This is a genomic window from Paenibacillus wynnii (assembly GCF_030812855.1).
In the GTDB taxonomy this organism is placed as follows: Bacteria; Bacillota; Bacilli; order Paenibacillales; family Paenibacillaceae; genus Paenibacillus_AQ; species Paenibacillus_AQ wynnii_A.
In genome coordinates this window covers 37,742-59,686 of sequence record NZ_JAUSTK010000025.1, presented here as the reverse complement: position 1 = coordinate 59,686, position 21,945 = coordinate 37,742, and the positions used below count along the sequence as shown (strand labels likewise).

General features: G+C 43.1%; 17 protein-coding genes and 1 tRNA gene. 13 read left to right on the top strand and 5 right to left on the bottom strand.

All coding sequences use genetic code 11. From position 1 onward, the window contains the following. Positions 1-251: 251 nt before the first annotated feature. Positions 252-2,285, top strand: a complete 2,034-nt coding sequence (locus tag J2T20_RS19805; RefSeq protein ID WP_307591063.1) for a methyl-accepting chemotaxis protein — start codon at positions 252-254, stop codon at positions 2,283-2,285. A gap of 133 nt (positions 2,286-2,418) precedes the next feature. Here the strand turns inward: J2T20_RS19805 and J2T20_RS19800 are convergent, their stop codons facing one another. Next, complete coding sequence (locus tag J2T20_RS19800) at positions 2,419-2,946, bottom strand: 5' nucleotidase, NT5C type (protein ID WP_307591062.1); 528 nt, start codon at positions 2,944-2,946, stop codon at positions 2,419-2,421. A gap of 88 nt (positions 2,947-3,034) precedes the next feature. Here J2T20_RS19800 and J2T20_RS19795 point away from each other — a divergent pair, with 88 nt between their 5' ends. Beyond that, a complete protein-coding gene (locus J2T20_RS19795; protein ID WP_307591061.1) occupies positions 3,035-4,321 on the top strand; it encodes a helix-turn-helix domain-containing protein in 1,287 nt (428 codons plus the stop codon). A gap of 192 nt (positions 4,322-4,513) precedes the next feature. After that, a complete protein-coding gene (locus J2T20_RS19790) occupies positions 4,514-4,900 on the top strand; it encodes a hypothetical protein (protein WP_307591060.1) in 387 nt (128 codons plus the stop codon). Between the two features lie 525 nt (positions 4,901-5,425). On the opposite strand, the gene J2T20_RS19785 is transcribed toward J2T20_RS19790, so the two are convergent. Continuing rightward, entirely contained in the window at positions 5,426-5,824 is a 399-nt protein-coding gene (locus J2T20_RS19785) for a GNAT family N-acetyltransferase (protein WP_307591059.1), read from the bottom strand. 79 nt (positions 5,825-5,903) lie between these two features. On the opposite strand from J2T20_RS19785, the gene J2T20_RS19780 reads away from it, so the two are divergent. Next, a complete protein-coding gene (locus J2T20_RS19780; protein WP_307591058.1) occupies positions 5,904-6,566 on the top strand; it encodes an HD domain-containing protein in 663 nt (220 codons plus the stop codon). 85 nt (positions 6,567-6,651) lie between these two features. After that, positions 6,652-8,097, top strand: coding sequence for a DEAD/DEAH box helicase (locus tag J2T20_RS19775; RefSeq protein ID WP_307591057.1), 1,446 nt, complete (start codon positions 6,652-6,654; stop codon positions 8,095-8,097). A gap of 386 nt (positions 8,098-8,483) precedes the next feature. On the opposite strand, the gene J2T20_RS19770 is transcribed toward J2T20_RS19775, so the two are convergent. Both J2T20_RS19770 and J2T20_RS19765 read right to left on the bottom strand, forming a co-directional pair. Beyond that, positions 8,484-8,927: a DUF5680 domain-containing protein gene (locus J2T20_RS19770; protein WP_307591056.1), complete on the bottom strand. Its 444-nt coding sequence runs from the start codon at positions 8,925-8,927 to the stop codon at positions 8,484-8,486. Positions 8,928-9,070: 143 nt separating this feature from the next. Next, entirely contained in the window at positions 9,071-10,786 is a 1,716-nt protein-coding gene (locus J2T20_RS19765) for an ABC transporter ATP-binding protein (RefSeq protein WP_307591055.1), read from the bottom strand. 165 nt (positions 10,787-10,951) lie between these two features. Between J2T20_RS19765 and J2T20_RS19760 the strand changes: the two genes are divergently transcribed. Beyond that, positions 10,952-12,172 carry a CynX/NimT family MFS transporter gene (locus tag J2T20_RS19760; protein ID WP_307591054.1) on the top strand — a complete coding sequence of 407 codons (1,221 nt, stop codon included), beginning with the start codon at positions 10,952-10,954 and terminating at the stop codon, positions 12,170-12,172. A gap of 15 nt (positions 12,173-12,187) precedes the next feature. Here the strand turns inward: J2T20_RS19760 and J2T20_RS19755 are convergent, their stop codons facing one another. Then, positions 12,188-12,946, bottom strand: a complete 759-nt coding sequence (locus tag J2T20_RS19755) for a class I SAM-dependent methyltransferase (RefSeq protein ID WP_307591053.1) — start codon at positions 12,944-12,946, stop codon at positions 12,188-12,190. Between the two features lie 212 nt (positions 12,947-13,158). On the opposite strand from J2T20_RS19755, the gene J2T20_RS19750 reads away from it, so the two are divergent. The 7 genes from J2T20_RS19750 (at position 13,159) to J2T20_RS19720 (ending at position 21,931) form a co-directional block, all read left to right on the top strand. Next, a tRNA-Leu gene (locus J2T20_RS19750) sits at positions 13,159-13,242 on the top strand. A gap of 381 nt (positions 13,243-13,623) precedes the next feature. After that, positions 13,624-14,412, top strand: coding sequence for an SDR family NAD(P)-dependent oxidoreductase (locus tag J2T20_RS19745; RefSeq protein ID WP_307591052.1), 789 nt, complete (start codon positions 13,624-13,626; stop codon positions 14,410-14,412). A 170-nt stretch (positions 14,413-14,582) separates the two neighbouring features. Continuing rightward, the gene (locus J2T20_RS19740; RefSeq protein WP_307591051.1) at positions 14,583-15,335 is read left to right on the top strand and encodes an SDR family NAD(P)-dependent oxidoreductase; all 753 of its coding nucleotides are present in this window, start codon (positions 14,583-14,585) and stop codon (positions 15,333-15,335) included. Between the two features lie 46 nt (positions 15,336-15,381). Continuing rightward, complete coding sequence (locus J2T20_RS19735; RefSeq protein ID WP_307591050.1) at positions 15,382-16,467, top strand: alkene reductase; 1,086 nt, start codon at positions 15,382-15,384, stop codon at positions 16,465-16,467. Beyond that, the gene (locus J2T20_RS19730; RefSeq protein ID WP_307591049.1) at positions 16,464-17,477 is read left to right on the top strand and encodes an NADP-dependent oxidoreductase; all 1,014 of its coding nucleotides are present in this window, start codon (positions 16,464-16,466) and stop codon (positions 17,475-17,477) included. The genes J2T20_RS19735 and J2T20_RS19730 overlap by 4 nt, the downstream gene beginning before the upstream one ends. A 45-nt stretch (positions 17,478-17,522) precedes the next feature. Further along, entirely contained in the window at positions 17,523-18,095 is a 573-nt protein-coding gene (locus J2T20_RS19725; protein ID WP_307591048.1) for a TetR/AcrR family transcriptional regulator, read from the top strand. 371 nt (positions 18,096-18,466) lie between these two features. Next, positions 18,467-21,931 carry a PAS domain-containing hybrid sensor histidine kinase/response regulator gene (locus J2T20_RS19720; protein WP_307591047.1) on the top strand — a complete coding sequence of 1,155 codons (3,465 nt, stop codon included), beginning with the start codon at positions 18,467-18,469 and terminating at the stop codon, positions 21,929-21,931. Positions 21,932-21,945: the final 14 nt, after the last annotated feature.

Genomic DNA, 21,945 nt, shown 5'->3' with positions numbered 1-21,945 from the left:
GGCTGTTTTTTTAGGTTTCTGTTAGTTACAACTCCTAAAAAACAACTAATGGAATTATCTTCTTTAAAATTGAAAAAAAGTATTTTTATATTTAAATTTAACCATTCGACAAAATTCGATATTTTTCTTAAAAATCCCTATTTTAATATTCACTGTGAGCTCATTTTTCCCGATAATATTGTAATAAAAGCTATTGCATCTAGAAGAATATCCAGTAAAAGAAGCAGCTAAAAGCGGAAGGATGTAATAATATGAAAATTAAAACGAAGCTAGCTATGATCATGATTGCTGTGACCCTGCTTTCAACTATACTAATGGGGGCATTCACGTACAACAAATCAACAAGCTCTATCTTGAATCTTACGGAGACCGCTATGTTTCAGGTGAACACCAATAAGGCGGAAACCATTGAGTCCATGATTGATAAGGAAGCGAGAAGTATGGCCCTTATCGCTGAGCAGACGGAGATTGCAGATTTATTAATCAAGGCCGGCAAAGGGGGAGTTGTCAAAGGGGATGCCCTTCAGTCGGAGGTAAATAACAAACTCACAAAATTAGTTAAGGACGCGGGTAACGTTGAGCATATGTTTGTTGTAGACATGAAAGGTAACGATGTTGCAGATAGTGATACCAAGCTTTTGGGTGCTAACTTCAGTGACAGGAATTATACCAAAAATGTGTTAGCCAAAAAAACTCCCGTAATTAGTGAGACCTTGAAGTCCAAGTCTACAGGAGCCTACATTATAGCTTTCGTGCAGCCGGTCATGAGTGACGGCCAGATGGTAGGGTTTGTTGCTTCAGCGGTAACAGCGAACAGTATTATCAAGTATTTGGCGGATGCAAAAGTAGCTAATGCCCCTTCTTCCTATGCGTATCTAGTGGATGAGACCGGAGTCATGTTATTTCATCCCGATAAAGAAAAGATCGGAAAACCTGTAGAGAACGAACAAATCAAAGCTGTGGTAGAGAAGATTATTAACGGAGAAAAACCGAAAGATGATCTGGTTGAATACAACTTTAAAGGTGCGGATAAAAAGGCGGCTTATACTGTATTACCGAATACCAAATGGACGCTAGTTCTTACCGGTGATGTAAAAGAAATTATGAAACCCGTCAACGAAATGACCTCGTTTATACTTATATTAGGTCTTGTAAGTCTAGTGGTTACTTTAATTCTTGGTCTGTTTGTAGCTAACCGAATCTCGTCACCGATTGTCAAACTGACGGAACTGATTAATAAGACAGCAGAACTGGATCTCAAATACGACAATCAATATGAATACTTGGAGAAAAATAAAGATGAGACTGGGGTAATCGCCAAGGCGATGTTCCGGACACGGAGAGTGCTCAGAGAAACGGCCGGCGGATTAATTACAATCTCAAGTAAGGTATTGGAAAATGCAGAGATGCTTGAGAAATTGTCTAATGATGTTAGGGAGAACGCCCATGATAATGCGGCAACTACTGAGCAGCTCTCGGCAGGAATGGAAGAGACAGCAGCTTCTACACAAGAGATGACTGCGGCTATTCATGAGATTGATTCAAATGTAAGCACGATTTCAGGAAAAGTAAAAGAGGGTGCGGAAGTCTCTGAGCAAATCACCAGTCGGGCATTGGCTCTTCAAAAGGATGCACTTGAATCCTCTAGAAATGCCAAGGAGATCTATGAATCGGTTCGGGTGAAAATGGAGCGGGCGATTGAACAATCCAATTCCATCTCCGAAATTAATGTTTTGGCAGATACCATTCTCTCCATTACTAGCCAGACTAATTTGTTGGCATTGAACGCAGCGATTGAAGCGGCGAGAGCGGGAGAAGCGGGACGCGGATTTGCAGTAGTTGCTGGAGAGATTAGGAAGCTGGCGGAGAAATCCTCTACCACGGCTGCCGGGATACAAGGAGTAGTAAAAGGCGTATATGATTCCGTGGAACAGATGAAGGAAAATTCCGAAGCTATCCTTGTCTTTGTGGATCAGAATGTACTGGGCGACTACAAGAGATTGGAAGAAGTCAGTCAGCAGTATAATAACGATGCATCTATGATCTATGAACTGATGGTTGAATTTGAGAATGCTTCCGACCATTTGAGCACGACTGTATCTAGTATTGCTATTGCAGTTAATGAAGTGGCTGCTACGGTTAATGAGGGAGCGACAGGTGTGACTGATATCGCAGAGAAAACTTCGGACATTGTAGATAAGACATTCATGGAGGCCAAAATGGCGGATGAAAACTCACAGAGCGCCAGAGAGCTGCAAACATTGGTTGAAAAATTCAAAATATAACAGACTTTAATATAATCTTTACCCCATCTTCATATGCCTTTAAGCTTTCGGGATTATATTAAACACACCAACCCCCTTTAATATATGAATTGACCCTGCCGGATGGCAGGGTCCCTTTTTTTTGTCTGGCTGACTAAGATTTCAGAAAGTATTGTTGAACCTCCTGCCAATTGCTCACACGATCAAATCCGGTTACGCTCAAATTATGTGGAGCTGAGAATAAGATTCCTTGTCCGTTAAAGCGATCAAAGTGCCTCACGTTATCATCGATCAAGTAATCCGCATGGATGATACTCTTGTCTCCACAAAAGACAAAATTCATATCATTCAAGAATCCGAAATGTTCCCTGAGCCATTCATATTTTGCATTAAAGGAACTCGGGAATTCCATGGCAGCCGTAGTTATATAGATTTCATATCGTTTGCTTAAATTGCGGATAACCTCTTGACTGTCTTTCATTACCTCTAAATCACGAAAGAAAAGCGGATTATGCAAATAATCAATAATCTGTGAGGCTAAGTGCGGGCGAATATCCTCCAACCTGCCTACTTTTAAATCCTCAATCGTAAGATTGTCCCCATAATCGTGATTGTAGACTTTTAGATGTTTAGAGTTGAAATCGGCAATAACCTCATCCATATCAATAGCGATTCTTCTCAAAAGCAGTACCCCCTCTTATGAGTGTTTTCTTTTTATTATATAGGTGCTTGTGAACTTTGTAAGATTGATTTTTAGCGGAGTCTCTTTTTTGCCGGATTGGAGCATACTGAATGCCAAAAGAGAGTTAGGGGCGAATAATTTGTTCGAAATTACGCTGCTTGAGAAAAATGATCCGATCAAACTGCTTCAAGTCAGCTATTTGCAGCAATTAATTAGGGACGATTGGCACAATCTGGCGATGGTTAATGAGCGGTTGCAGCAGATTCAGCTTGCTCCGCTTACTGAGGATGAAGTGAAGCTGAAGTTCGTGGCAGTCCAACTGAGATTGCCGCAGGGTAGGAAAAGTGGACGGCAGGAACGGCATGATTCGCTTCACCTTAATTATCAAGGACTCTGCTGGGAGACTGCTGCCCTAAATGTAGGGATTTATGCGATAAATTATGCAGCTAACCCCTATATGGCCAACTTTTTGATAATAGGTGATAAGGAAAACGAACTGGAAGGGAAAACGGAAGGGTTCGTTCAGGAGCTGAAACAGAATATTGTCAATGAACTGAAGTTGGATAGTGTATTTGGAATGGGTAGAGAAGTTAAGGGACTTCATAACCTGAAGAATGGCTATGCTTCCTCCATGGTATCGTGGGGACATAACGCTGTTTCTACGGGGCAGAATGAGGATCGTAATAAGATATTAGATCAGTCCTATGATTTCCCGGTGGAATCGAGCAGGAAGATGGCGAAGAGCATTGAGAATTCGGATATGAGCAGCTTACGAGAGCAAATGGAGGCCCTTTTTCCCACTGACAAGAATACACCAAGCATCGTCTTTATCCATTTATCACTGCATATCCTGCTGTTACTCAGTTCCATAACCCGAAAATTCGAATGCGGCAGCACTTCCCTGCAGAATTATATATGGAACTGCCAAATGACACTGATGGATTATTCCTCACGTGAGGGGCTGCTGGAGAAGATGGAGGAGTTGGCACAACTCGTTATTGAGGAAGTTAGGAGGACACGTACTTCTGATAATCAGCATATGGAAGCGGTTAGGAAGCATGTGGAGGAACACTTCAGCAATGAGCTCTCCCTTTCCTATCTGTCAGAGTTATTTCATGTCAATGTGCCCCGTTTATCGGATCAATTTAAACAGCATGTAGGGATCTCAGTAAACAAATATGTATCCAGACTGAGAATCACCAAGGCCGAACAACTCCTGCAGCAGCATGAAATGAAAATAAATGATATTGCCCGGCTAGTGGGTTATTCGGACCCTGAATCCTTCACAACCTGTTACACAAAAAACTGCGGCGAGAGCCCTATGGAATACCGTGAGCGTTATTTGCAGAAAAAGCTGCCGGATAAAAGGTATTGATACCGATTTTCTTGAGAAGCTGTCCACAAGATCAACACAGATCTAGGGGGTGGCTTTTTTTATGTGCGCAGATAGACCTAAAGAAATGTCTACTTTACCTAGACTGACGACATTTTTTTGGGCCACCGAATGACTTACCATAAAGCTATCAAAGAGTTCATCTTTGAATCATGGATAAAGGGGAGCAAACAGATGAAACGATCTATGCAAAAGGTAACGGCAGTCATCCTGATGGTTATCCTGGTTGCGTTAGCTGCAACTGCTTGCGGCGGAAATAACAACAACACTAAGGCTAACGGAGACACCAGTAAAAACGGCACCACTAACGAAGCAAAAGGGGATAACAGCACCAGCGGTAAGAAGACTGAATTATTGTTCTGGTCACCCTTCTCCGGTTCTGACGGTCCGTTCATGAAAAAAATAGTCGACAAGTACAACAGCTCCCAAGATAAATACAAAATTAAATTTGTCATTCAGCCGAACGGCGAATATTACAAGCAATTGGATGTAGCGCTAAGCACAGGAAAAGAGCGTCCTGACCTTATGATCATGAACGTGGATCAGGTGCCGACGGCGTAGTTCAAGGATACTGCTACACCCAGCTTACTGATGTCGAACAGGAAATCAACGGCATGCTGATGTATGACCGTAAGACCAAGCTTCCGTTGGAGGTCATCAGAGCAATTAATGAGGGGAAGTAAGCTGGGGTGTGAGCTGGAAATGAGCAGGGATAGTTTGGGACGTTTGAAACAGACAGCAAACACATTAGCTCATTTATAAGCCAACCTAAGAGGGATTGTCAGCGGATATCATAAAAAGCCATTCCCACGGTATAGTTACCGGGGGAATAGCTTTTCTGTCTTAGGACGTATAATATCAGGGCCTGTAGCCGATCAGTTCCGCCCGAGTAGCTCGATTCCATCAATTCAAATGTACAAATACACTTGATTCCGCCTTAGTAGGCCGATTCCATCAATTCAAATGTACAAATACACTTGATTCCGCCCCAGTAGGCCGATTCCATCAAATCAAATGTAACATACCTTATAATATTTTCTGAAAAGGGACGTAATGTTCCACAATAATTTCTTAACACTAACTAACCTATTTCGCTCTAGGTATAATAAACGCACAATCCAGTTTGTCGAATCCAATTTTCGGATAATATTCCATGGCGGAGGGGGCTGCTAACAGCAGGAGCATCGGCTCTTCGCCTAAATGACCTTGCAGAACATTCACCAGTTCCTTGCCGATGCCCAGCTTTTGATAATCCATTCGCACGGCCAAATCAGATAAATAGCAGCAGTAGACGAAGTCCGTAATGGCGCGGGCGATCCCAACTGGCTTCTCTCCATCCCATGCCGTGACAAGTACATCAGCATTAGCAATCATTTTTCCGATACGTTCCAGATCATCGACAGGCCGCTTAATTCCCGAGCTTTTGAATATTTCTGCGGCTTCTGCCGCTTCGAGCGGGGCATTGATTTTGTATGTAATGTTCATAGTTACGCTCCTTTGTCATGGTTTTCTTCCTTAAAGGAAGTATAATAGATGAACAATAGGAGCAAAAGGAGTTTTTTCGATGGAACAAATGGATAAATCATATATCATTTCTCAAACAGAAATTTTCGTTAAAGAGCAGTTGGGTCAAGATACAACCGGACATGATTGGTGGCACTCCGATAGAGTTAGAAATACGGCAAGTGCCATTGCGGAAATCGAGAAGGCGGATGCTTTTATATGCACAATGGCTGCACTGCTGCATGATGTTGCCGATGAGAAACTTAACCCTTCCAAAGAAGTCGGATTACAAAAAGTACATACTTGGTTGACGTCCCATCTGACGGATCAGGAACAAATTAGCCACATCATGATGATCATAGAAACGATGTCCTATAGTGGCGGCGGCGGGGAGCCCATGAGCACGGTTGAAGGACAGGTTGTGCAGGATGCGGATCGGTTGGATGCAATCGGAGCTATCGGTATTGCCAGAGTTTTTGCTTTTTCAGGGGCAAAAGACCGTCCCATTTATGATCCGGGATTGCCTCCAAGAGACGAATCCTTGAAAGAAGAGTACCGAAATTATTCTAAAGGAACAGCAATCAATCATTTTTATGAAAAGCTGTTAAAATTAAAAACTTTAATGAATACTACATATGGACGACAATTAGCGGAGGAGCGGCATGAGTTTATGTTGACTTTTCTCGACCAGTTCTACAAGGAATGGAATCAAGGGGACAAATAGCTGGTATAATGTTAAAGTGCATAATATGGAAGTATCGCGGAAATTCCGCTTTGACCAGATAAATCAGCATAGAAGAGGTTGAACTATGAGCGAATTACAATTTAAAGATTATGAGTTAAGTGAAGAAATCGTCAAAGCGTTGGATGTTTTGAAGTATGAGAAGCCGACTGAGGTACAAAGCAGAGTCATCCCTGTTGCTTTACAGGAAGAGGATCTGATTGTTAAATCACAGACCGGCAGCGGAAAAACAGCAGCATTCGGCATTCCGATCTGCGAACTGGTGGATTGGGCGGAGAACAAACCGCAGGCTTTAATTCTGACACCGACCCGTGAGCTTGCCGCGCAAGTAAAGGATGATATCACGAATATCGGACGGTTCAAGCGGATCAAGGCCGTTGCCCTATTCGGTAAGCAACCCTTTGCTCCGCAAAAAGCAGAGCTGACACAAAAAACACATGTCGTTGTGGGTACGCCCGGACGCGTATCAGACCATATAGAACGAGGCACCATTCACTTGAACCGGATTAAGTATCTGGTTATCGATGAAGCGGATGAGATGCTGAACATGGGCTTTATTGAGCAGGTCGAAGCCATCATTAAAAAACTGCCTAAAGACCATGTGACGATGTTGTTTTCTGCTACATTACCGGATGCTGTAAAAAATCTTTGCCGCAAATATATGAGCTCCCCGATGGATATTGAGATTAATTCCGAGGAAGTTACTACTGCCAAAATCGAGCACGCGCTTATCGAAGTGAAACAACCTGCCAAGTTTTCTCTGTTAACCGATATTATCACCGTGGAGAATCCGGATAGCTGTATTATCTTTTGTCGGACTCAGGATCAGGTGGATGCGTTGTTCCGAGGCCTCGCCGATCAGCAATATCCTTGTGATAAGATCCACGGCGGCATGATGCAGGATGAGCGTTTTGAGGTCATGAATGCTTTCAAAAGAGGTCAATTCCGTTACCTAATTGCTACCGACGTAGCAGCAAGAGGGATTGATATCGAGAGCATCACGCATGTAATCAATTACGATATTCCGCTGGAAAAAGAAAGCTATGTGCACCGTATCGGCAGAACCGGCCGCGCGGGTAAGACAGGCAAAGCGATCACCTTTGCTACGCCGAACGAGCACAAGTGGGTAAAAGAAATTGAAGGATATATTGGCTTCAGTATTCCTGTTATGAAGGCTCCATCTGCGGATGCGGTTGCCTATGCGAAGGAAGCGTTCGAGCAGAAAATCAATATTCAGCCCATCCGTAAAAAGGACAAGAGCGAGAGCCTGAACAAAGAGATCATGAAGCTGTACTTCAATGGCGGCAAGAAAAAGAAGCTTAGAGCTGTGGATTTTGTCGGCACAATTGCCAAGCTCGAAGGGATCTCCGCAGAGGATATCGGAATCATAACGATACAGGATAATGTGTCGTATGTGGATATTTTGAACGGTAAAGGTTCTCTGGTGCTGGAAGCGATGAAGACAACGACCATCAAAGGCAAGCAGCTCAAAGTTTATATCGCGAATAAATAGGATGTTTGCAAAGTCGGATTTAAGGTGCAGTACGATATACGCAAAAGGGATCTGTTTTAAGTCTGAAGTACAGGCTTGAGATAGTTCTTTTTTTGCATTTTAAAAGAGCAATAAAAGGGACTGAACGAGCAAATGTTGGCTCTAATCCCCCATATACCCATATATCCAATTAGTTAATTGCACTTTATACACTTGTTTGGGTTAGCCAGCGGTTTATTTCTGAAATAGCTGTACCAAATACAACTATATCTCTACAAAACAAGAGTTAGTGTATACTTTTGAAGAAATAGCTGTATGGAATACAACTAAATAGTCGTTTGAGGAGAAATCAGCCTTTTTAATTGTACAAACTACACTTAAATGTAAATCGGACTCTTAAGATCAGCCTATTTAATAACCCCGCCATGGAACATGCATTCATAGACCTTTACAGCACCCTTAAAGATTACCTCAGATCCAGTAAACCAATCAAAGCTCCCGTCAACTGTACATGTATAGGTATACATATCATTTTTGTAGATGCTGGGTCCTCGGCAAGGCATGTGAAGAGGTGGGTTTTGTAAGGCTTCTTTTAAGAAGTCTCCGCTGAAACCTTCAGCGATGACACGTCCAACGTAATTCATAGCCCAAGAGGGTTTATCATTTTCCCATAAGGCTTCTTCACCAGCAAATTTTTCAGATCCTAGATACGTATCTATGTATTTCAAATTCCCTTTTGCAAATGCTAAATCATGTGAATTAGGACGAGAGGGCGTGACTTCTGGCCCGTTTCCTGCATAGGTTTCCCTTTTAGCTTCAATTAAAAATTCAATAACCGCTAACTGTTCCATTAAAACAGCCTCCTATATTTTTACTTCTACAATCTATATTAGAACATTTGTTCGCAACAAACAAGTGCCCATTTAATAAAAAAACAGCAAGCCAAGAATACTCTTGACTTGCTGTTTGGTTCGTATGAGTCTATGCCGTGTACTTACGCATTATACTGTGCCTGATACAGGCGGCTGTAAGTTCCTCCAGCATTCACAAGTTCTTCGTGCCGGCCTTCCTCGGAAATTCCGTCTTCATTAACTACGATAATTCGATCTGCATTCTTGATCGTTGTAAGACGGTGAGCGATTACGAGAGTGGTTCGGCCTACTGATAGATCTGCCAGAGATTGCTGGATAGCTGCCTCTGTTTCTGTATCCAATGCAGAGGTGGCTTCATCCAGAATGAGAATGGGCGGGTTCTTGAGGAACATTCGGGCAATAGCCAAACGCTGCTTCTGTCCACCGGACAACTTTACACCGCGTTCGCCAATGACGGTCTCCATTCCGTCTGGAAGGTTTGTAATTAAATCCTCCAGATGCGCCCGCTTAGCCGCGTCCCAGATCTCCGACATTTCGGCGTCCAGCTTACCATAGGCGATATTCTCGCGGATCGTTCCCGAGAAGAGGAATACATCCTGCTGCACAATTCCGATTTGCTTCCGCAGCGATTCCAGCTTAAGTTGACGGATATCCGTTCCGTCAATCGTGATTCGGCCGCCGGTTACATCATAGAAACGAGGCAGCAAGCTGCAGATCGTTGTTTTACCAGCACCAGAAGGACCGACAAAAGCAATCGTCTCCCCGGCGGATACATTTAGGCTGATTCCCTCCAGGACTGGACGATTCTCATCATAACCAAAGGATACGTCTTCAAAGTTGATATCTCCACGCAGATGGTTAACTTCAATCGCATTAGGCTGGTCGCTAATATCCGGCTCAGAATCTATAATTTCCAGGTATCTTCTGAAGCCCGCAATCCCTTTGGGATAGCTCTCGATCACAGCATTAATTTTCTCAATCGGTCGAAAGAAGACGTTGGCTAGCAAGATGAATGCAACAAACTCCCCAATTTGCAGGTCTCCTTGAATAAAAAACCATGCGCCACTCAGCATTACCAATATGGTGATGAGCCGAGTCATCATGTAGCTGACCGATAAGCTTCTGGCCATGATTTTATACGCGAGAAGCTTGGTTTGACGGAACATTTGATTATCAACGGCAAAGAGCTTCTTTTCATAATTCTCATTGGCAAAGGACTGTACAACCCGGATTCCTCCGACGTTATCTTCGATACGTGCATTGAAGCTGCCCACGTTCCCAAAAAGCTGGCGGTAGGTAGTGGTCATATTACGGCCGAAGTAAATGATGACCCAAGCCATGATCGGAACTATAACGAAGGTGATAATGGCCAGCTGCAGATTAATTTGAGCCATAAGTAAGAAGGCACCGATCAGTGTCATAATGGCTATAAAAACATCCTCGGGCCCATGGTGAGCCACCTCGCCGATATCATTTAAATCATTGGTGATACGGCCTATGAGATGTCCGGTTTTGTTATTATCGAAGAAACGGAAGGATAATTTCTGAATGTGCTCGAACATTTTTTTGCGCATATCCGTTTCGATATTGATGCCAAGCATATGCCCCCAATACGTGACTACATACTGCAAAACCGTGTTCAAGGCGTATATGGCCAAGAGTGCAACACAGGCGATAAGAATAAGCGGCCAATCCTGTCCGGGCAATAAATCATCAATGAACTTATTAACGGCTACAGGAAAAGCCAACTCCAGGAGGCCAGCCCCGACTGCGCAGGTGAAGTCCAGTATAAATAGTTTTCTATAAGGACGATAATAGGAAAAAAATCGACGAAGCATCGTTAGTTCACTCTTTTCTATAATGGGAAATGGTCGCTAAACCTCTTCAGGTTGCATCTTCTATCATAATGGTAGATGATTATTAGAAATAAATATACATATATTATGAAATTTTCTCTGGCAAGCGCTGCGTTTGCCTGTTTATTATGGCTTGGAGGGAATAGAATGAAAGCTCGGCAGCAAGAAGAGAAGTATATGAAAATAGGTATGTCACGTCTCAGACTGAATCGCTTATGGCTAGTGCTGGGTATTATTGTTATCGCGGCGGCTTTGCGAGCTCCCTTTACATCGGTGGGAACTTTAATAGAAATGATTAAAGAAGATTTGGGGTTATCCAATACTCTGGCCGGAGCAATCACTACACTTCCTTTGCTGGCTTTTGCATTGGTATCTCCCTTTGCATCTAAGTTTGCCAGCCGTTTTGGAATGGCTAATGTATTATTGATTGCTATGCTGTTGTTGGCTGTCAGTATTCTGGTACGATCAGGATCCGGCGCAGGACTGCTGTTCATCGGAACAGCTATGCTTGGAATTTCAATTGCAGTATGCAATGTGCTTCTGCCGAGTTTGATTAAAGGGAAATTCCCCCGCAAAATAGGGTTAATGACAGGTATTTATACCGTGTCCATGAATTTATGCGCTGCCTTTGCCGCCGGAATAAGTGTGCCGCTGGCAAGTCATACCAGCTTCGGCTGGAGAGGCACATTGGCGATGTGGTTCATATTAGCGGCCTTGGCAACGATGTTATGGATTCCGCAGATTCGGATACTAGGTATTTCGAGCGTGAGCCAGAAATCCGTATCCTCCAAAAATATATGGCGCTCGGCGTTGGCTTGGCAGGTTAGTTTTTTTATGGGCTTGCAGTCGCTGTTGTACTACGTTTTAATTGCCTGGTTTTCAGTTATTCTCGGAGAACGGGGGATGACATCCAGCCATGCAGGCTGGATTCTTTCATTGATGCAGCTGGCCCAACTGCCGTTTACGTTTTTTGTGCCTTTATTTGCAGGTCGGTTGAAAAATCAACGCAGCTTGGTCGTTATTACTTTCGTTCTTTTTGTAATTGGCATTAGCGGAATCTGGCTCGGCAGCAGCTCATGGATGGCCGTATGGGCCATTTGCATCGGTATAGCGGGTGGATTTGCCTTTGGTTTGGTAATGATGTTTTTTAGTCTGCGCACAAAAACCACCCAAGAAGCGGCTGAGCTTTCCGGGATGGCTCAATCTGTAGGATATTTATTGGCAGCAGCGGGGCCGGCCTTGTTCGGATGGCTCCATGATCTTACGCATAGCTGGGATCTGCCGCTTATATTGCTGTTGGGTGCTAGTGTTATGCTGCTGCTGGTTGGACTTGGAGCTGGGAAAAATCGGTTCGTTGGGGATGCATAGATTAAGAATATGAGGTTACCGTTTATAAGCGGCTATTCTGATTCTTCGGTAATCCATGACCCAGCGTTCTTTCTGATATAGAGACGGCTTGAGCTCTTTCACCATATATTCTATAACCTCTTCGCGTTCGGAGGGGGTAAGTACACTTAGAATCCCATTTGCAAATGTATTCATCCACCGCGCGAATCCTTGCTCCCCGGCCTCTAGCGGGGTAGGGCGATCGAAGCAGAGGGCCAGCTGTACGGTCAGACCGTGCTTCTCCAGCAGTGTGGTATATTCACCAATAGTCGGAAAATACCAAGGGAGTTGCAGTTTATCTAAACAGCCGGCAGCTGTAAAGGCCCGCGGTAGAGTGTTAACGATGGAGTCTATATTGCCCTGTCCGCCAAACTCTGCAATAAAACGCCCGTTCGTCCGCAGGCTTGAGGAGATGGAGGACGCTGTCCCGTTTTTATCCAACAGCCAATGCAAAGCTGCATTACTAAAGATGGCATCTACTGGAGCCTCTGATACATAGGATTGGCCGTCAGCTTCTACAAAGGTTATCTGAGGATATTTACTGCGAGCGGTATGGATCATTTCGGCCGAGGCATCTATGCCTGTAACATTAGTGCCTCGAGCAGCTATAGCGGCGGCTAAATCTCCAGTCCCGCAGCCCCAATCCATAATTCGCTCTCCCGGTGATGGATTTAGTAAATCCATCAGGGACTCCCCAAATTGAGAGACGAAGGCCATATCCGAATCATAATCCCCTGAATTCCAACGCTGTTTCATACTTTAGACTCCTCCTTGTTATAAAGTAGCTCTGACGCATAGTTCTTACTTATGTTGTAACATAGCGCCTCTTATAAGAGAAATATATAAAATGAATGACCTTGATTGGTTATTCCTATAACTATATTTTTATCAATAAAGGATCTTGCTTTTTATTCTGAAAAAGAGTATTATCTTATTTATCGGTGATTAATCACTGTGTTACATAATTTGCGGTCATGGCGGAATTGGCAGACGCGCTAGATTCAGGTTCTAGTGTCAGCAATGACGTGGAGGTTCGAGTCCTCTTGACCGCATTACCTTACAAATAGGGTTCGTAGTTGCTTAGGCAATTACGAGCCTTTTTTACGTGGGTTGGAGAATTAAGTTATTATTGTCGACGAATAAAGAACTATAAAAACCATTTCTTTACCGATCGTTCTCAATATGTTATGCTGATGACGATAGAAAAGGAAATGTTTAGAATGCTCATTCTTTAATTTTGAGGGTTGGGTTAAGAAGTATGGCAACAACATTTCAGTGAGGACTATAGAAAGAAAATGATTAATTTATTGTTTTTTTTTGGCATTATTAGAATAATCATTCCCGTATTATTGTCAGTTTATGCCTAAACAATCCGAATTACAAAATGCTATAAAACAGTTTAACGTTTACACTAAAAATAGAGGAGGGCTTATATGATGAAAAAAACTGTACTAATCACGGGAGTATCTGGCGGGATTGGTAAAGAGTTGGCGGATCGTTTCGCCAAGGATGGATTTAATTTAGTGCTGGTTGCGCGCAGTGAGGGTAAGCTTTTGGAGCTTGCGAAGGAATATCGGAAGAAACATGGCTCCCAAGTAACGGTTATCGCCAAGGATGTCGCATCACGCGGTGTACCGGAGGAGATTTTCACTGAACTCAAGGAGAAAGGGATCAACGTTGACTATCTTGTCAATAATGCCGGATTCGGTTTGTACGGTACATTTTTGGAGACGAACTTGGAGCAAGAGACGAACATGATCGACGTCAATATAAAGGCTCTGACGATTATGACGAAGCTGTTCTTGCCAGATATGGTCAAACGGGACCAAGGGGGCGTGATGAATGTGGCTTCATTGGTGGCTTTTTTTCCGGGACCTATGATGTCAATTTACTACGCGACAAAGGCGTATGTGCTGTCGTTCACCGAGGCTCTTGAAAACGAACTGAGCGGCACGGGTGTGACTGTGACGGCGTTATGTCCGGGACTTACGTCAACCGGTTTCGTTGATCGTTCAGGTATGGGTGCTTCGAAACTGTTCCAGAGCGGCGCTATCATGGAGGCTGGTAAGGTGGCTGAAGAAGGGTATCGAGGCTTCATGCGCGGCGAAAAAATCATCATACCAGGGGCTCGAAATCGATTAATGGCGTTCATTCCGCGGTTGCTGCCACGCAAATTGATGACTCGTATGGTTAGATCCATACAAAACCGATCCGGGCACTGACCTGTTTTTCAATAATATCTATAGCAATGCTGAATCTGCTGACTGCTTATTATTTGATCGGAGAAAAGATAATACTTTACTGATCGTTCTAAAAATGATATGCTGAGTCCAATTTAGAACGATCATTCTACAATTATCAAAATAATATTTCTTAAAAGGGAGAGAATCATATGAAGTATACAGTTATTACAGGAGCAAGTTCAGGAATAGGTTATGAGACAGCATTGGCGTTTGCGGCTCGGGGTAAAAACTTGATTATTGTAGCTAGAAGATTAGACAAATTAGAAGAGCTAAAATTAAAAATTCAGGAAATAAATCCTGATTTAGATGTTGTTATTCTTACAAGTGATCTGTCGGTTACTGATCAGGCATATACCCTGTATAACGATTTAAAGGAATATCAAATGGAGACATGGATTAATAATGCAGGCCTTGGTGAAGGCGCCTTTGTTGCTGATCAGAAACTAGAAAAAGTTGAAACCATGTTACGTGTTAATATTGAATCTTTGACCATCCTTTCTACACTATATGTGAGAGATTATGCTGATGTAGAAGGTACTCAATTGATCAACGTATCATCGGCACTCGGATATGTCATTGCTGTTGGAAGTGTTGCATATTCTGCATCTAAATATTATGTCAGTGCCTTTACAGAAGGGCTGGCCAAAGAACTCGAACTGAAAGGAGCAAAATTAAAGGCGAAAATTCTAGCACCAGCCATTACGGAAACGGAATTTGCAAACAAATCAATAGATGTGAAAGAGTTTGATTACAAATCCAGCATGCCTAAGTACCATACGGCTAAGCAAATGGCGGGCTTCATGGTGGATCTTTATGATAACAACGAAGTGGTAGGAATTGTAGATCCGAACTATGATTTCAATTTGAGAGGGCCAATCTATCCGATTCTTGAAGGATTGTAAAATTAATTAATTGATGAGTAAAATCATTTGAAAGTAGGGAAAAATAATGGAAAAGTTGTGGAGTAAAACGAAAATTGGAAACATGGAATTACCTCATCGTCTGGCAATGGCACCAATGACACGAAGCAGAGCGGAGGAAGATGGTACGCCGGGAGAACTGAGTTCGCTTTATTATGCTCAAAGAGCATCTATTGGATTACTTATTACTGAAGGTGCACAGCCTTCTGATGATGGTCAAGGTTACTTATGGTCACCTGGCATTTATACTGATGCGCATATTAAAGGATGGAAAAAGGTTACGGATGCGGTACATGAAGCGGGTGGATTTGTGTATATCCAACTGATGCATGCCGGTCGTATGTCACATCCCGACAATACCCCTCATCATCGTCAAGCCGTCGCACCCTCTGCAATTGCACCAGGTGTACCTATGTTTACTACTACAGGAATGAAGGACATACCAGTTCCACGTAAGTTAAGTAAAGAAGATATTCAAACGACCATTGCAGACTTCCGAAAAGCAGCGGCAGCAGCTATTAAAGCTGGTGCTGATGGTGTAGAAATTCATGGAGCAAATGGTTATCTGATTAATCAATTTATCGGAGAAAATTCGAATACGCGGACGGATGAATATGGTGGAAGTGTAGAGAATCGTGCCCGCTTTGCGATTGAAGTAACGAAAGCTATTGTCGAAGAAATTGGAGCCGAGAGAACAGGCTTCCGTATTTCGCCAGGGACCCCTCTTGGTGGAATTCAAGATGGTGAACAAGGCCCTGATCTTTACCGTTACCTTACGCAAGAATTAGCTAAATTGAATTTAGCATACCTTCATATTATGCACCTTGGAAACGAAGAACTGCTCCAGGACATTCGCTCCCTATGGACGAATCCATTATTAGTTAATCGAGCTGGACGAGCTCTGGAAGATCTTAGGGTGGATATTGATAGTGGCTTAGCTGACCTGGTACCAGTTGGTGTATGGTCATTAGCTAATCCAGATTTAGTAGAGCGTCTTAAATCGGGGGCTCCTATGAATGAAGCAGATCAAACCACATTCTTTGGCATCGGAAGCAAAGGATATACGGATTATCCTACTTTGAAAGAATTAGAATTCTCAGATGAGGTAAGGTGAAAACTCTCATGAAAGCAGCTCAAATCACCAAGTACTCCAAAAAAATCCATGCGCAAGTTAATAATATTCCAATTCCAGAAATCAATGATAACGAAGTCTTGGTAAAGGTAAAAGCTGCGGCTGTCAATCCACTCGAAATGTTAGTTATCACAGGTAGCGTGAAACTGATTCAAGATTATGAATTTCCACTAACCATTGGTAATGAGTTGGCAGGCGTTATCGAAAAGGTCGGAAAAAATGTGAAAGGCTTTTACGTAGGCGATGATATCTATACACGTCTTCCCCTGAGAAAAATTGGTGCTTTTGCGGAATATGCAGCCATTGACGCTGCAGCAATTGCCTCCATGCCAAAAAACTTATCCTATGCGGAAGCCGCAGCTGCAGCATTGACTGGACTTACAGCCTATCAAGGTCTACACGAAGAACTTGAGGCACAGTCTGGTAAATCTGTATTCATTCCAGGCGGATCGGGTAGCTTTGGTCAAATGGCTGTCCCAATCGCAAAGGCAATGGGTTTAAAAGTTATTGTCAGTGGCAACTCACAAGCACGCGACCGTACTTTGGAAATTGGTGCAGATCAATACTTGGATTATACAAAGGAAAACTATGTTGACTTGTTGTCAAATGTCGATTATGTGATGGATACCCTGGGGGCCGATGAATTTGATAATGAATTAAAAATCATTCAACCAGGCGGAAGATTGCTCTCTCTCCGTACGGGACCCAATAAACGTTTCGCAGAAGACAAAAAATTCCCATGGTGGAAGCAAAAGCTGTTTTCTGTTGCTGGCGCAAAGTATGACAACAAAGCCAAGAAACGCGACGTGGAATACCGCTTTATCTTCGTTCGTTCTGACGGCGAGCAACTAAAAGAAATTACCAAAATCATTGAAAAAAACAACATTGTTCCACCGATTCATCCAACACTATTTACCATTGGCAACGTAAATGAAGCGCTAGAACTAGTCGCAAATGGACGTCCAAAAGGGAAGGTGATTATCAATTTTTAAGTGATCGTTCACTTAAATGTATAATGAATGAACGAGGTGATGACAATGGCAAGATACAAAGAATTTGAGGTTAATGAAGTACTAGATAAAGCGATACAACTCTTTTGGGAGCAAGGCTACGAGAAAACTTCGATGCAAGAATTGGTTGAGAATATGGGGATTCACAGAAGAAGTATATATGATACTTTTGGGGATAAACATGCCTTATTTATGAAGGCGCTCAAACGATACGAGGCTATTCAAAACAATAAAATGAGAATATTGGTTGAGAAGCAAGAACCGGTGAAGGAATTAATTCGGCAATTTTTAGAGACCACTCTTGAGAAAAAAGAAGACCCTCAAGGGTGTTTCATCGTTAATTCGGGTGTGGAGCTGGGATTATGTGATCCAGAAGTTTCTTCTTTCGTTGAAGATAGCTATTCAAAAATGGAAAAATTGTTATATAATTTCATTTTTTATGGTCAACAAACTGGTGAAGTCAAAGCTCACCTTGACCCTGAAGTTCTTTCTCATTACTTCATGAATGCTTGGTTAGGGTTACGTACGATGGTCAAAACAGCAACCAATCAAGTGAAGTTATCGGGTATTATTAATACTACACTGAGCATATTAGATTGAAAAGGAAAAATAAGAATCAAAGCCGCTGATCTGAATAGCGATTCAGTGGCATTCACAATACTACTACGTATTTTTTTAACTTTACTAGAATGATCGTTCTTATTTATTTCTGTACAAGTAGCTGATTCGGTTCCGAATCACATACGCGAGTCCTCTTGACCGCATATATCTCGAAAAACTCTTCAATTATGAAGAGTTTTTCTTTTTTTTTATTTTGTTTAATTTCCCAGGCGAATCAATTTCAAAGGAAGTCTCCAATTATTGGAGGCTCACTTCTCAGTATTTTTTTTGATTTTACTTTTCACGCTGAAGGCTTTCCTTTATGCTCTTAATATATACTTTTGTTTACTTTTACTGAGGAGGCTGCATCATTGTCTGATTTTAGTTATGAACAGTTATTTTTACGATCTTCCATCGGTTATGCGGTAGTCTCAACGGTTGATGGGACCATGATACATTCCAACCCTGCACTTTGCACAATGCTTGGCTACACAGAAGCTGAGCTATTAAATATGCGTTATCTGGACATTGCGTATCCCGAAGACAAGCATCCCGGTGATCATGACACCATTGTGAACTATTTAGAGCAAAGCCCTAAAGAGGCTGTTGATATAGAAAAACGGTATGTGCGTAAGGATGGCGAGGTTATATGGGTCGCCTTGCATGTCTTTTTAATCCTTGATGAAATCTTCGGTAAACCGCAATATATGATTGCTGAAATGTCTGATATTACAGACCGAAAGCTGGCGGAGAAAAAAATTGAGGAGAATCAATATTTATATAATTTGATTACGCGGAATACGCCGGACATGATTTCCTTTGGAGATCCGGACGGAACGGTTACCTATGTCTCTCCCTCGGTTGAGAAGCTTTTAGGGTACCCTGCACACGAAATAATCGGTCATAAAAGACCGGAATTATACCATGCAGCTGATGCAATTGAGATGATTGAAAAGGGTATGCTCAACTCGGATAAAGACGTATATACCCGCAGGATCCGTCATAAAGACGGACATTATTTATGGATTGAGTCCTCGTTTCAGGTTATGCGTAATAGCGATGGAGATGTGGAGCAGGTTCTGACAATTGCTCGGGATATCACAGATCGGAAGAAGCATGAGGATATGCTGGCAAAAGCGCAATCTCTCTCCCAAATGGGTTCCTGGGAATGGGATGTGGCTAACAAACGTTCTACTGTATCTAGGGAAATGCGGCATATCTTTGGGTTTACTGAAGATAACAGCAATCATTCAACATATGGTCCAGAGACACTTCGTGCCTGGATAGAGCCGGATGATTACCAGAATGTGTTGGCAGCCATTCTACCTACACTTATGAATGGGGCCAACGGACAGGTAATATTCCATATTAGAACCACTGAGGGTGTACAAAAGCTTATTGATGCCCATTGGGAGGCTGTATTGGATGAAGCAGGAAACACAGTTCAAATCAGCGGTGTGGTACAGGATGTTACAGAACGCTATGAGATGGAGGAACAACTTCGGGAGAGTGAACGGAATTATCGGCTGATTTCAGAGAATTCTCTAGACTTTATTTCCCGCAACGCATCGGATAGTGACGCCACCTTTTTATATGCATCACCTATTTGTTTGACAATGTACGGCTACACACCTGAAGAGATGGTTGGTACAAAAGGGTTGGGATATGTTCATCCCGACGATACTGATCGAGTGCAGGCATATTTGCGTGACTCTATGGATGAGACCAAACACGAGCCTGTTGTATTCCGTTTTCTACGTAAGGACGGCTCGTATATATGGGTGGAAACTACTATTAGGTATATCTATACAGGAGAAGGGGAGATACAAGAACTCATCTGCGTAACTCGTGACATCGCGGAACGGAAGCAGTATGAATTGAAGCTTCAGGAGAGCCAGAATCGCTATAAGTCCCTCTTCGACTACAACCCTTCTGCGATCAGTGCGATGGACTTACAGGGTCGGACCCTTTCTGTGAATTCCAGTCTTCAATATTTAACGGGCTACTCCAAAGAGAGCCTGCTCATGTCCGATTACAACGAAATCATTGATACGGAAGAACTGGAAAAAGCTAAAGAACGCTTTCAAAGAGCCGCGAGCGGACTTGCCCAGATTTTTGAAAGCAGGTTGATCCATCGGGAAGGGCATGCGGTAGAGGTTAGTGTTATATATGTACCAATTATGGTGAACAACCAAGTGGTTGGGGTATTCGGCATTACAAGCGATATCACCGAACGCAAACGTCATCTGGAGCAAATCGAGAAGCTTAGTTATGAGCATGCTCTTATTTTGAACTCCGTCTCAGAGGGGATTTTTGGGATGAATCTTGAGGGAGCTACCATGTTCATCAATCCTGCTGCGGAGACGATGCTGGGATATGAGCGGGGGGAATGGTCCGTTAATAATAAGCTTCATACCATTCAACAAACCTGGCTCGACAGCACCCCGTATTCGGGAGGTCAGAAAATTTTAATCCCATCATTCTCTGACAACACTTCTTATGAAGAAAGAGAAGGGGTATTCTGGAGGCAGGACGGCTCAAGCTTCCTGGTCAAGTATCGGATGACACCTCTTTATGACAACGGGGAACAGAAAGGTACAGTAGTGGTCTTCAGAGATATCACTGAGGAGAAAGAGATCGTACGGGCCAAGGAGTCGGCGGAGCAGGCGGATCGGGCGAAATCCGAGTTTTTGGCGATAATGAGTCATGAGCTTAGGACGCCCATGAACGGTATTATTGGGATGGCCGATTTGTTGTCAGGCACAGAGCTTAATGATGAGCAGCTATATTACACGCAAATTATTAATAAGAGTGGGGAGTCATTGCTGCATATTCTGAACGAAGTGTTGGATTTCAGCAAAATTGAAGCCGGTATGATGACTTTGGAGCTGCAGATGGTGGATATTCGCAATGTCATGCAGAGCGTCATAGATATCTTTTATCCCAAAATAGTGGAAAAAGGGTTGACCCTGCAAAATGAGATTGCTCCGCTCCTTCCATCGCTAATAGTGACTGATGAAACCAGATTGCGGCAAATCCTCGTGAATCTGGTGGGGAATGCTGTGAAATTTACCGAGGCGGGAGATATTAACATTTCCGTGGAACTCTTATCATCCTTGAATTCAGGGAATCCTATTCTTAAGTTTACGGTTAAGGACACGGGGATTGGTATCCCGTTCGAGAGCCAAGGGCTGCTTTTCCAATCTTTCTCTCAATTACACCCTTCTATCAACAGGAAATACGGTGGCACAGGATTGGGACTGGCTATCAGTAAAAAACTGACCGAGCTGCTCGGAGGCACTATCGGTGTGGACAGTCAAGAAGGTGAGGGTTCAGAGTTTTACTTCACGGTGCAGGTGTCGCTTCCAGGAGAGGAAAGAGGACAGAGTAAGGCTCTCAGTTCTCCAGAAATAGAGGATAGGAATATCGTAGTTGAAGAAAAAAATACCGGAGGAGAGTATGGACCGTTATCCATTCTAATCGCCGAAGATCATCCCGTGAACAGGCAACTGCTTCAAGTATACCTGCAAAGAAGAGGTTATACACCGGATATGGTCCAAAACGGGGAGGAGGCGGTTCAGGCTGTGCTCAGCCGGTCCTATGATTTGGTATTCATGGATATTCAGATGCCGATAATGGATGGTATAGAGGCTACGGGAATTATACGGGAGAAGCTGGGGCATTTTCCAGTTATAATCGCGGCTACAGCCTTCGCCAGAAAAGGTGACAAAGAAATGTGTCTAAAGGCCGGTATGCAGGACTTTATCTCCAAGCCTATTCATGTTAAGGAGCTCGACAGAGTGCTGAATGAGTGGTCAGCCCGCATCCGCAGATAATCTTCAAGTATACC